Here is a 12,209-nt window from a genome sequence, read left to right on the forward strand (position 1 = left end):
GACAGGTGCCGATGTTGATCCTCGAATTCCTGGTGAAGCGGATCGCCCAGGGCGTCCTCATCGTCGTCCTGACCTCGCTGATCATCTTCACCCTGCTGCGGGTGGTCCCCGGCGATCCGGTCCGCCTCATCGTCGGGGGCATGGCGCCCGACAATGTCGTGGAGGAAGTCGCCACCAAGATGGGCCTTCGCGATCCGATCGTCGTGCAATATGCGCGCTACATGGCCGGCCTGGCGCGCGGCGATCTCGGCCAGTCCTATATCCGGCCCCGCAGCGGCGGGGTTTCGGCCGGCGGGCAATATGTCGACCCGACCAAGGCGGAAATGGCGCCGGTGACCAGCCTCATCCTGGAGCGGCTGCCGCTCACCCTGCAGCTCGGCGGCGTGGCGCTCGTCTTCGCGCTGCTGATGTCGTTCCCCATCGGCATAGCGGGCGGCCTCCACCAGAACGGCTGGCAGAACTCGCTGGCCTTCGGCGTGCAGTCGCTGTTCGTCTCGATCCCGAATTTCTGGCTGGCGATCGTGCTGATCCTGTTCCTGTCGGTCAAGCTCGATTGGCTGCCGGCCTTGGGCTATCAGGGGTTCAGCTACGTGCTGCTGCCCGCCTTCGTGCTGGCGGTCGAGATCTCGCCCTTCATCATCCGCACGCTGACGACGGCGCTCGGCGAGGTGATGCAGGCCCCCTTCATCGACGAGGGGCGCGTGCGCGGCCTGTCGCGGCGGCGCATCGTCTATTCCCACGCCCTGCGCAACGCCTCGGTCCCCCTGATCAACCTGCTCGGCATCCAGCTTTCCACCCTGATCGGCGGCGTGCTCGTGATCGAATACATCTTCGACTATCCCGGCCTCGGCAACCTCACCGTGGTCTCGGTGCTCGGCCGCGATTTCCCGGTGATCCAGGGCATCGCCATCACCACCAGCGCGGTCTTCGTCTTCATCAACATTCTCGTCGACCTCGTCGCCTACCTCGTCGACCCCCGCGTGGAGATCTGAGCATGAGCACGATCACCACCGACGCCGCCCCTGCCGAAGCGGCCAGGGCCCTGTCGATCAACCGCCGCATCCTCGCCGCTGCCTGGGGCATGCGCAGCTTTCGCATCGGCCTCTTCGTCTTCGCGGCGCTGCTGCTGTTCTCCGCGATCTATCCCGAGCTCTCCTCGATCACCGCGACCAAGATGGTGGTGCGGGACAAGTTCATCCCGCCTTTGTTCCTCGGCGAGAAATGGACGGCGATCCACCCGCTCGGCACCGACCAGCTCGGCCGCGACATGCTGATGCGGTGCCTGATCGGCCTGCGCTTCTCGCTGCTGATCGGCGTCGTCACCGTCGTGCTCGTCTTCCTGATCGGCTGCGGCCTCGGCCTCCTTGCCGGCTTCCGGGGTGGCTGGTGGGACACCATCATCATGCGCATCACCGATGCCCAGCTTTCGGTGCCGATGATCATCCTGGCCATCACCATCCTCGGCGTGACGAAGCCGGAGGTCGTCACCATCATCATCGTGCTCGCGCTGTCGGGCTGGCCGCTCTATGCGCGCGTCGCCCGCAGCGCCGCCGTCACCGAACGCGGCAAGGAATATGTGCGCGGGCTGCGCGTGCTCGGCGCGGGCGACTGGCGCATCCTCCTGCTCTACGCCGCCCCGAACATCCTGCCGCCGATCGCCTTCGTCGCGGTTCTCGACGTGGCCCGCATGATGATCTTCGAAGCGATCCTCGGCTTCCTCGGCCTCGGCATCCAGCCGCCGACGCCGAGCTTCGGCAGCATCATCTCCGACAGCCGCAAATATCTCATCAACGCCTGGTGGATCGCCACCAGCCCGGGCGTGTTCCTGGCGGTGGCGCTGACCTCGATCAACCTCATGGGGTCGGCGCTCGAAAAGGCACGCAACAAGATCTACGGAGGCGGCTGACATGGACACGTCCCCCACCGCGGACAGTTCCCTGATCCTGGAGACGCGCGGCCTCACGGTCAGCACCCGAAGCGGCGACATGCCGGTGCTGCAGGACATCGACATCCGCCTGCATTCCTCCGAGATCCTCGGCATCTACGGCGAGAGCGGGGCGGGCAAGACGGTGCTGAGCCGCGCCTTGGCGGACTGGCTGCCGGAAAGCCTCACCTACCGCCAGGGTTCGGTCCTGTTCGCCGGCAAGGACATCGTCGCCCGCGGCGCCGACAGCAGCTTCCGCATCGGGCGCGACATCGCCTATATCGGCTCCAAGCCGCAGAGCTCGCTCGATCCGACCCAGCCGGTCGGCGTGCAGATCTCGGAAAAGCTGCGCAGCGTGCGCACCGAATGGAACCGGAAGGAGTGCTTCGAGCGCGTCGTCCAGCTGCTGGGCGAGGTTCGCATCCCCTCGCCGAGGGAGCGCTACTGGGAATATCCTTCGAAATTCTCCGGCGGCATGATGCAGCGCGCCATGATCGTCGACGCGATCTGCGCCGAGCCCGCCGTGCTGATCGCCGACAACATCACCCAGCCGCTGGACGTCACCATCGCCGCCCAGATCGTGGCGCTGCTGCACGATCTGTGCCTGCGCCACAAGATGGCGACGATCTATCTTTCCGCCTCGCTCGCGACGCTCGGCCAGTTCGGCGGCCGCACCGCCGTGCTCCACGAGGGCCGTCTGGTGGAGGAGCAGCCTTTCGCCGACCTGATGCGCGCGCCGCGGAGCGACTATACCAGCCGCGCCATCGAGAGCGTGCCCCGCATCTGGTCGACGCAGGAACGGCCGCTGTCCCGGCGCAATGCCGCCGACGAGCCGCTGATGCGCATCCAGGATGCGCACCGGACCTATCTCGCCCGCAAGCGCGGCACCTTCAACACCTATCGCAACATCCAGGCGGTGCGCGGGGTCAGCTTCGACATCCTGCCGCGCGAGAATTTCGGCATCGTCGGCGAATCAGGCTGCGGAAAATCGACCCTGACCCGTCTGCTCGCCTGGCTGGAGGCCCCGGACAAGGGCGACATCGTGCTCGGCGGCGTGTCGCTGCGCACGCTCTCCGCCCAGCAGCTGATCGACAAGCGCGGCGAGTTCCAGCTCCTCCTGCAGGACCCCTACAACGCCCTGCCGCCCCGCACCACCGTCGGCCGCATGATCGAGGAAAGCCTGCTCATCCGCGGCCGCGTTCCGGCCAGGATCCTGCGCGAGCGCGTCACCGCCGCCATGCGGGAGGTCGGCCTGCCGGCCCGGCTCTACGACGAATTGCCGAACGCCCTGTCCACCGGCGAGCGCCAGCGCATCTCGATCGCCCGCGCGCTCATCCTCTCGCCCCGGCTGCTCATCCTCGACGAGACGCTGTCGGCCCTCGACCAGCGCGAGCAGGCCAAGCTGATCGAGCTGTTCTCGGTGCTGCAGGAGAAGAACGATCTCACCTATGTCTTCATCTCGCACGACCTCGCCATGGTGCGGAAAGTCTGCACGCGCATCGCGGTGATGTATCTGGGCGAGATGGTGGAGATCGCCGACAACCACGATCTCTTCTTCAAGCCGCAGCATCCCTACACCAAGGCCCTGCTGTCGGCCGCGCCGACGCTGGAGGACAAGCCTTTCAAGCCGGCCGATTACCTGCTGGAGGGCGAGCCGCCGAGCCCGATCGACATTCCGCCCGGCTGCAGCTTCGCCTCGCGCTGCCCGAGCGCCTTCGGCCGCTGCCGCATGGAGACGCCGCGGTTGCGCGAGCACCGGCCGGGCAGTCTCGCCGCCTGCCATCTGCTCGATGCGCCGGCGAACGGCGCCTCCGCGGCGGCCTGACCGCGAGCCCCGCTATCGGGCCTCGGTCACCATCCGCCACAGCAGCTCGACGAGCACCGCCAGGCCCTTGTCGAGGGCGGCCTCGTCGGTGAACTCGGCGGCGTTGTGGCTGAGGCCGCCACGGCTCGGCACGAACATCAGCGAGGACGGCACGCGTCTTTGCAGGGCGAGCGCGTCATGGCCGGCCACGGTCTTCATCGAGACGGCGGAGAAGCCGAGGTCCCGGGCGGTGGCGAGCGCCAGCGCCGCGCCGTGCGGGTCGAGCGCCGCCGCGCCGCGCCGTTCGTCGGCGGCGATCTCGATGCCGACGCCGAGGGGCTCGACGGCCGATTTCGCCCCGGCCAGGAAGCGGTCGCCGAGGGTGCAGGCGATCGCCTCGTCCTCGTGGCGGAACTCGAACCAGACCTGAACGCGGCTGGGCGTGACATTGGGCGAATTGGGAAACACCGTGATGCGGGCCGCCGAGGCATGGGCGCCGGTGCCGCTCGTCTCGATCTCCCGATAATGCAGATCGATGGCCCGGGCGGCCGCCCGCAGGGCGTCCCGCCGGCGCTCCATCGGCATCGGGCCGGTATGGGAAGGCTCGCCATGGAACACCAGCGACGTCTTGCGCGCCGCCCAGGCACCGGTCACCACGCCGATATCGATGCCGCCGGCCTCCAGCCGGCTGCCCTGCTCGACATGCAGTTCCACATAGCGCGCCGGTTCGAAGGAGGGCGGGGCCTCGCCGCGATAGCCGATGGCGTCGAGCGCCGCCGCGAGCCGGACACCCTCGCCGTCGACGAGGTCGCCGGCCGCCGGGCCGGGCAGCGTGCCGGCATAGACCGAACTGCCGGTGAGGCTCGGCTGGAAGCGCGCGCCTTCCTCGTTGGTCCAGTTGGCGAGCACCAGGTTGCGCCTGGCCGCATGGGGCGCGGCGGCGGCCCGGGCCGCGACGGCCTCCACCGCGAGCAGCCCCGCCAGCACGCCGTAGGTGCCGTCATAGCGCCCGCCGGTCGGCTGGCTGTCGAGATGCGAGCCGACGATCACCGCCTCGCGCACGGAGGGGACCAGCCCGGCCATGGCGAACATGTTGCCGATCGGATCGACGGCGAGGCCCAGTCCCCTGCGGCGGATTTCGGCTGCCAGCAGGTCGCGCGCAGCGCCGTCCTCGGCCGAAGCCGCCAGCCGCCGCACGCCGCCGTCCGGCGTGCCGCCATGGCGGGCGAAGGCCGCGAGGAGATCGTGAAGCGTCCGGGCCATGATCGGCCTCAGGCGCGCGGCGACAGCGGCCAGTCCATGGCGACGTCCCGCAGGTCCTCCAGCGCCTTGGCGACCTGCAGCACGCCGAGGTCGTCGCAGCGATGGCCGACGACCTGGATGCCGATCGGCAGATGCCGATCGTCGAAGGCGGTGCAGACGGTGGCGGCCGGCTGCCCGGTCTGGTTGAACAGGGCGGTGAAAGTGGTATGCGCCAGGGGGACTTCCCGCGAGACGCCCGGCTCCTCGGCCGGGAAATTCACCACCGGCAGCGTCGGCGCGATGACGTAGTCCCAGCCCTCGAAGGCGGCCAGCAGCGTCGCCTTCATCCGGGCGATCTCGGCGAGGGTGCGATAGAGGTCGACGCCCGAATGCTCGGCGCCCTGCATCGCCCAGTCGCGGACATAGGCATTGATGCCGTTGCCGCCATGCGGAGGGAGGTCGCTGTACTCGACGAAGCCGCGCACCTGCAGATAGAGGTCGATCGGGGCATAGGCATCCTGATCGAGCGGGGAGACGAAAGGCTCGACGACGGCGCCGGCTCCTTCCAGAAGGCGGCCCGCCGCCTCGACGGCCTCGCGCACCGCCGGCTCGGGCCGGGGGCCGAAGCCCATGTCGGTGAGGATGCCGATCCTGACGTTCCTGAGATCCCGGGCGAGGTGCTCGTGATAGCGCACCCCGTCGGCGGGAAAGCTCCAGGTGTCGCGTTCGTCGGGGCGGGCCAGCACCGTCAGCATGCGGGCGATGTCGTCGACGCGCCGGCCCATCGGCCCGGCCATGCGCATGGTATCGGGCGGCAGATGGGGGATCCGGCCATGGGTCGGCTTCAGGGACGCCAGGCCGCAATGGGACGAGGGCAGCCGCACCGAACCGGCGATATCCGTGCCGACCGAGAGGAAGCCCATGCCGGCGGCGACCGAGGCGCCCGCGCCGGAGGAGGAGCCGCCGGTGTTCCACGACAGGCCCCACGGGTTGCGGGTGATGCCGTGCAGCGAACTGATGCCGGACGCCAGCAGCCCGCAATCGGGCATCGTCGTCTTGGCGAAGATCGGTGCGCCGGACTCCATCAGCGCCAGCGCCGGCGGCGCATTGTAGGTGGAAGGCGGCTGGTCGCGGTTGGCGGCGATGCCGTGGGTGTGAGGCCAGCCGACGATGGCGATGCTGTCCTTGACGGTGACGGGGATGCCGTCGAGCAGGCCCGCCGGCGCCCCGGCCCGGTAGCGCGCCTCGGAGGCCCTGGCCGTGGCGAGAGCTTCGTCCGGGTGGAAGCTGAACAGCGCGTTGACGGCGCCGTTGGTCGCCTCGGAATGCGCGATTACGGTCTGCGTGACCTCCACCGGCGAGAGATTGCCCGCTGCATAGGCATCGACGATCTCACCGACGCTCATGGCAACGAGGCTTGCGATGGACATTAGGCGCTCCAGGGGATTCCGGCAGGATGAACGGACGCCGGCCATGCCTGTCGACGTAGCGGATTTCGGAGCGGCTTCGGTAGGGGCATAGTCTGCCGGGCAAGAAATGATGGAGCATCAGGCATCCCCAGCGCCGGCATTCCCGGCCAGGATAAAATCGGGCGGACAACCGGCTGCGCCACGTCCCCGCGGCTGTCATCGAGACGGGAACACGACGGGAATGAGCATGTTCGAGGAGCAGCGGCGGCTGGTCGAAGCGGGCGTTCGCCGCGTGCCGGGGTGGGAAGAGAGGCGCGTCCTGGCCGAGCCGGCCATCCCCGTTCTCGCTTCCCCGAGCTGGCGCGGCGTCGACGGTTCGCCCTGGCGCGTGCGCGATGCGGCGGGCGGCGAGAGCCTGTTCGTCAAGCTGATGGATGCCGACGCCGCCTTCTACATCGACGTTCCCTGCGCCTTCGAGGCAGCTCGGCGCGCCTCGGCGCTCGGCATCGGCCCGACCGTGTTCCTGGCCGACGCCGAGGCCGGCCTGCTGGTGATGGAGGATCTCGACCTCGGGTGGACCACCGGCACCCTCGACCGCCTGCTCGATCCCGGCATCGTCGACGGCGTGGTCGCCGCCCGCAGGCGATTCCAGGAAGGGCCGCCTCTGCCGCGTTCGGCCGGCGTGTTCGAGGAGATCGCACGCTTCCATGCCGATGCCGAGGCGGCCGGGGCGCAGCTGCCGGCCGATGCCGGCTGGCTGGTGGAGGAGCTGCGCCTGGCGGCCGAGGCGGTACGGCCGGCGGCGGAGCGCGCCGTGCCGGTGCATGGCGACGGCAACGTCTCCAACATCCTGATCGGCGAGGCCGGCGAGATCCGGCTGGTCGACTGGGACCGCGCCACCAATGCCGATCCGCTGGAGGATCTCGGCAGCTTCCTGGTCGAGGCTTTCGACGAGGAGCCCGAGGCGCGCGACGCCTTCGCCCGGATGATGGGCGGCTTCGACGAGAAGGCCTTCAACCGGGCCTGGATCTATGGCGTGGCGGACGATCTGCGCTGGGGCCTGATCGGCACGCTGGTCGCGGCCAAGTCGCCGCGCAAGACCTTCGAGTTCCATAAATTCGCCAGCTGGCGCTTCGTGCGCTGCCGCATGGCCGTGCAGGCGCCGCGTTTCGGCCAAGCGCTGCGGAGGATCTGATGTCGATGAAGAAGCGTCTCGGCGGGGCCGCGAGCGAGCCCGAACGCAGGCTGGAGGAGGCCGTCGGCCGTGTCGCGGCGTGGCGGGGGCGCGAGATCGACTACACGCCCCTGGTCGGCGGGCTGATGAACCAGAACTGGGTGGTGGCCGTCGCGGGGGACAGCCGCAAATATTTCGTCAAGGTGCCGGGCGCCGGCTCGGAGATGTTCATCGACCGCGTCGCCGCCAACGAAGCGGCGCGCAACGCCCATGCCATCGGCGTCGCTCCGGAAGTGGTGTTCTTCGATCCCGCCGACGGGCTGGAGATCAGCGAATTCCTGGAGGGATACCGGGCCTGCACCAATGCGGATTTCTCCGCGCCGGCGATCCAGGCCGACGTCCTCGGCATCTATCGCCGCCTGCATGCGAGCAGTTCCCTGTGCCTGACCAAGACCATCTTCGACATGATCGAGGAACATATCGAGCAGGGACGCGAACTCGGCGCCCATTTCCCGCCGGCCATGCCGTGGATCGAGCATCGCTACCGGCAGGCCAAGGCCGCCTTCCTCGCCTCCGGGCTCGACCTGGTGCCCTGTTTCAACGATCCGATGCCCGGCAATTTCCTGATCGGCGAGGACCCGGCCGCGCCCCTGCCGATGAAGCTGATCGACTATGAATTCGCCTCCAACAACGAGCGCGCTTACGAGCTCGGCGTGCTGTTCGCCGAAATGTTCTATGACGAGCAGGTCACGCTGGGGCTGATCGAGCAATATGCCGGCACGGTGAGGCCCGACATGGTCGCCCGGGTCATGCTCAGCCGCGCGCTCGCCGACGTCAAATGGGCGACATGGGCGATCGTCAACCGCAAGCTCAGCAGCTGGGACTTCGACTACCAGAAATACGGCGTGTGGAAATATATGCGCGCCCGGCAGATGATGTACGACCCGCGCTGGGAAAGCTGGCTCAGGGCGATCTGAGCCAGTTCTCCGTTCGAGGCGCTGTCGCCGGCCGCGAAAAGCGTCAGCGCACCGCTTCCAGCGTGCCCGCCTCGAAGCGATGGCCGCCCGTCCTCTCCGGCAGGGCGCCGCCTCCCGCCGGCCGGATATCGGCCGGCGTCGCCGCGATCCTGCGGGCGTCGCGCGGCGCCGTGCCGAAATGCCGGCTGAAGCTGCGCGAGAAATGCGAGACGTTCTTGAAGCCGACCTGATAGGCGATCTCGGCGATGGTGAGGCGTCCCTTGGGATCGGCGACCAGCAGTTCATAGGCCCGCTGCAGGCGCTTGACCTGCATGAACTGGCTGACCGTGGTGTTGTCGTCGTTGAACAGGCTATAGAGATAGCTCAGCGAGATGCGGCTGCTGGCGGCGATCCTGCGCGGGGTGAGATCCTGGTCGCCGAGATTCTTCTCGATGAAGTCGAAGATGCGGCGGCGCAGGTGGTAGCGGGCATTGCGGACGTCGACCGTCGACCCGCGGTCCTCCGAACCGATGGCGAGGGCGATGAAGCTGAAGATCTCGGTGGCCAGCGCCTCGGGGTTGGGCGGAGGGCTCTCGGCGAACACCTCGGCGACGTTGCGCAGCAGGTCGACCAGCAGGCGGGTCATCTGCTCGTTGGCACCGAAGCGGCGGCCGATATGGTCGTCCACCGACGTCAGCCGTCCGCGCAGCTCGACTGCAGGAATGCGCAGCATCAGCAGGAGCGCGCCGGGCTGCGAGGAGAATTCATAGAACTCCATCTGGCTGAGCAGCACATACTCGCCGGCCTTGATCGTGCCGGCGCGCCCGCCCTGGGCGTAGTTCAGCTTTTCGCTGAGCGGGATGAGGAGGATGTAGGCGGCGTCGCCGACATTCTTCACCCGATCGCGGCCGCAGGGAAAGAGCGGGTCGGCCAGCGCGACATCCAGGACCAGCCGGCCGATATGGATCTGCCGATGCGTGGCAAGTCTGGTGTGGATACCAGGATTCTGCATGGGGTCGGTCCAGTCCCGTCTCGGTTGATGATGAGGAAATTCCCTGCTGCGGCCGGCTGTCGTTCCTCGTCGTCCCCGGCTCTCGCCGACAGCCGGCGGCTGCCTTCGGTCCGATGCCGGCCTAGGCGTCGGCGACGACGACTTCCGTCCCGGCCTCCCGCAGGGCCCCGGCCAGGGCTCCTTGCGGCTGCCGGTCGGTGACCAGGCGGTCGATGGCATCCCACCGCGAGCACATCGCCACGGCGAGCTGGTCGAACTTGCTGTGGTCTGCCACCACGATCGCCTCGGCCGCGCGCTGGATCATCGCGGCATAGACGGCGCCCGCCTCTTCATCGACGTCGTAGATGCCGCGCGCGCCGACGCCGGTGGCGCCGACGATGGCGCGGTTCGCCTCATAGCCGTTGATGCTGGCGAGGGTCTGCGCGCCGAGAAGATAGCCTTCGCCCGGATGCAGGCGCCCGGCGCAGAACAGCACGCGGATGGTCGGATTGGTGCCGAGCGCCGTGGCGCTGGCAAAATCATGGGTGATGACGGTGATGTCGCGGTTGCGCGCCGCCAGCAGGCGGGCGACGTGATAGGTGGTGGAGCCGCCGCCCAGCATCAGCACCTCCTTGGGCAGGATCATCGCCGACACGGCGGAGGCGATCGCCTCGCGCTCGGCCACCATCACCTGCCGGCGGTCGCTGCGCGCGGCTTCCAGCGCGAAGGGCCGCGAGGCGCCGCCATAGGTGCGGTTGATCAGGCCGAGTTCGTGCAGCTCGAGCAGGTCGCGGCGGATGGTCTCGCCCGAGACGCTCAGCGCCACCGCGAGTTCGGAAGCCCGCAGCGTCGGCGCGGCGGCGAGCTGGGCGAGGATGCGCTGATGGCGCACCACCTTGGACAGGCGATCGCGCTCCTGGCCCTGCTGGGCGGCGCGCGGAAGGCGATTGTCCTTGGCGGCAGACGGCTCTTCGCTGTCCATCGAGCACCCCCTCTCGCACGCCAGCCGGCGCAGGTGCCTGTAAATCAGGCCTGCCGCTATTCCGTGCACCCCGAATTTGTACTGTCGGCTGTGGGATGTCCACATAAAATGTGGAAACATCCTCACAATCCCGACAAGGCATTTCCAACCGCCGCCGACGATTTTTTGATCGATCGGACAATTTAGTGTCCTGAATGCGAAATACGATACCCGGGCGCCAAGCCAGCCAGGCGGCGCGATGCTGGCATTCCGCAAATTCTGTGCTGTCCTTGCGGGTCCATTGTGGGAATTCGCACAATGCTCGAAATTCGCGCCGACGGTCGCGCAGCTTCGCGCGGGATGCCGGACGACCGAGCCGGCCCGTGCAGGGAAATGCTGCGATGCCCGACGAAAAGGAAATCCTCGCGTTGAACGCGTTCGATCCGGGGGCGGCCGGCAGCATGGCCGCGCCGACGCGGCGCGCCGTGGAGCGGCGGCTGCGCTCCTTCGGCACCGGCGCCGTCCTGTTCTACCGCGAGCCGATCGAGATGGTGCGGGCCGAAGGCGTGTGGATGGAGGCTGCCGACGGGCGGCGCTATCTCGACGTCTACAACAACGTGCCCTCGGTCGGTCATTGCCATCCGCGCGTGGTGGAGGCCATCCGGCGCCAGGTCGGCACGCTGAACGTCCACACCCGCTACCTCAACGATGTCGTCGACACCTATGCCGAACGGCTGCTGGCGACCTTTCCCGACCCGATCGGCAACCTCGTGCTCACCTGCACGGGCAGCGAGGCGAACGACATCGCGCTGCGGGTGGCGCAGGCCGCGACCGGCGGCACCGGCTTCATCGTCACCGAGACCGCCTATCACGGCAATACGGCGGCGGTGACCGACGTTTCTCCCTCCTCGCGCCCGGGCCGGCCGCTGGCCCCCCATGTCCGCACGGTGCCGGCGCCCGACCTCTACCGCGGCGCCGGGGCGGATCCGGGCGAAGGCATGGCCGCCGCGGTGGCGCAGGCGATCGCCGACATGGAGCGGCACGGCGTGCGCTTCGCCGGCATCATGGTCGACACCGTCTTCTCCAGCGACGGCGTCCATACCGATCCGGAAGGGCTCCTGGCGCCGGTGCTCGCCACCGTGCACGCCCATGGCGGCCTCTTCATCGCCGACGAGGTCCAGCCCGGCTTCGGGCGCACCGGCGCGGCGCTGTGGGGCTTCGAGCGCCATGGCATCGTGCCGGACATCGTCACCCTGGGCAAGCCGATGGGCAACGGCTTTCCGATGGGCGGCATGGCCCTGCGGCCCGATTTGCTCGCCGCCTTCAATGCCGGCGACCGCTATTTCAACACCTTCGGCGGCAATCCGGTCGCCGCCGCCGCTGGGCTGGCGGTGCTGGACGTCATCCGCGACGAGGGGCTGGTGGAGAATGCCCGCATCGTCGGCGAGCATTTCCGCGACGGCCTGCGCGAGATCGCCAACCGGCATGTCGTCATCGGCGACGTGCGCGGCGCGGGCCTGTTCATCGGCCTCGAATTCGTCGCCGACCGCGAAGGCAAGGCGCCTGCGCCCGAGGTGGCGAGCGCGGTGATCAACGGCCTGCGCGAGCGCGGCGTCCTCATCGGCGCGGCCGGCGCCTATGGCAACACGCTCAAGATCCGTCCGCCGCTCTGCTTCACCCGGCAGGACGCCGACAGGGTCGTGGAGCTGTGCGACGACGTGCTGACCGAGGTCGCCGCCGGGTAGAGC

The 12,209-nt window shown here is 68.7% G+C and carries 10 protein-coding genes; 6 read left to right on the top strand and 4 right to left on the bottom strand.

The window, feature by feature from the left end; translation table 11 throughout:
- The first annotated feature begins 11 nt into the window (after window positions 1-11).
- The 3 genes from J3R73_RS03950 to J3R73_RS03960 are packed head-to-tail and all read left to right on the top strand — an operon-like array spanning window position 12 to window position 3,749.
- Window positions 12-992: an ABC transporter permease gene (locus tag J3R73_RS03950; protein WP_307422660.1), complete on the top strand. Its 981-nt coding sequence runs from the start codon at window positions 12-14 to the stop codon at window positions 990-992.
- Between the two features lie 2 nt (window positions 993-994).
- Window positions 995-1,906: an ABC transporter permease gene (locus tag J3R73_RS03955; protein WP_307422665.1), complete on the top strand. Its 912-nt coding sequence runs from the start codon at window positions 995-997 to the stop codon at window positions 1,904-1,906.
- A 1-nt stretch (window position 1,907) separates the two neighbouring features.
- The gene (locus J3R73_RS03960; RefSeq protein WP_307422668.1) at window positions 1,908-3,749 is read left to right on the top strand and encodes an ABC transporter ATP-binding protein; all 1,842 of its coding nucleotides are present in this window, start codon (window positions 1,908-1,910) and stop codon (window positions 3,747-3,749) included.
- Between the two features lie 12 nt (window positions 3,750-3,761).
- Here J3R73_RS03960 and J3R73_RS03965 read toward each other — a convergent pair whose 3' ends face one another.
- Together J3R73_RS03965 and J3R73_RS03970 are read right to left on the bottom strand one after the other, a co-directional pair.
- Window positions 3,762-4,991, bottom strand: coding sequence for an allantoate amidohydrolase (locus J3R73_RS03965; RefSeq protein ID WP_307422670.1), 1,230 nt, complete (start codon window positions 4,989-4,991; stop codon window positions 3,762-3,764).
- Window positions 4,992-4,999: 8 nt separating this feature from the next.
- Window positions 5,000-6,400, bottom strand: coding sequence for an amidase (locus J3R73_RS03970; RefSeq protein ID WP_307422671.1), 1,401 nt, complete (start codon window positions 6,398-6,400; stop codon window positions 5,000-5,002).
- 220 nt (window positions 6,401-6,620) lie between these two features.
- Between J3R73_RS03970 and J3R73_RS03975 the strand changes: the two genes are divergently transcribed.
- On the top strand, window positions 6,621-7,574 hold the full coding sequence (locus J3R73_RS03975; RefSeq protein ID WP_307422673.1) for a phosphotransferase: 954 nt from the start codon (window positions 6,621-6,623) through the stop codon (window positions 7,572-7,574).
- Window positions 7,574-8,530: a choline/ethanolamine kinase family protein gene (locus tag J3R73_RS03980; RefSeq protein ID WP_307422676.1), complete on the top strand. Its 957-nt coding sequence runs from the start codon at window positions 7,574-7,576 to the stop codon at window positions 8,528-8,530. Before J3R73_RS03975 ends, J3R73_RS03980 begins: the two co-directional genes overlap by 1 nt.
- Window positions 8,531-8,573: 43 nt before the next feature.
- Here J3R73_RS03980 and J3R73_RS03985 read toward each other — a convergent pair whose 3' ends face one another.
- A complete protein-coding gene (locus tag J3R73_RS03985; protein ID WP_307422677.1) occupies window positions 8,574-9,521 on the bottom strand; it encodes a helix-turn-helix domain-containing protein in 948 nt (315 codons plus the stop codon).
- A 121-nt stretch (window positions 9,522-9,642) separates the two neighbouring features.
- Window positions 9,643-10,482 (bottom strand): DeoR/GlpR family DNA-binding transcription regulator, encoded by an 840-nt coding sequence (locus J3R73_RS03990; RefSeq protein WP_307422680.1) that lies wholly within the window; start codon window positions 10,480-10,482, stop codon window positions 9,643-9,645.
- Between the two features lie 380 nt (window positions 10,483-10,862).
- On the opposite strand from J3R73_RS03990, the gene J3R73_RS03995 reads away from it, so the two are divergent.
- Window positions 10,863-12,206, top strand: a complete 1,344-nt coding sequence (locus tag J3R73_RS03995) for an aspartate aminotransferase family protein (protein WP_307422683.1) — start codon at window positions 10,863-10,865, stop codon at window positions 12,204-12,206.
- The last annotated feature ends 3 nt before the right edge of the window (window positions 12,207-12,209 follow it).

This window comes from Labrys monachus (assembly GCF_030814655.1).
Lineage (GTDB): Bacteria > Pseudomonadota > Alphaproteobacteria > Rhizobiales > Labraceae > Labrys > Labrys monacha.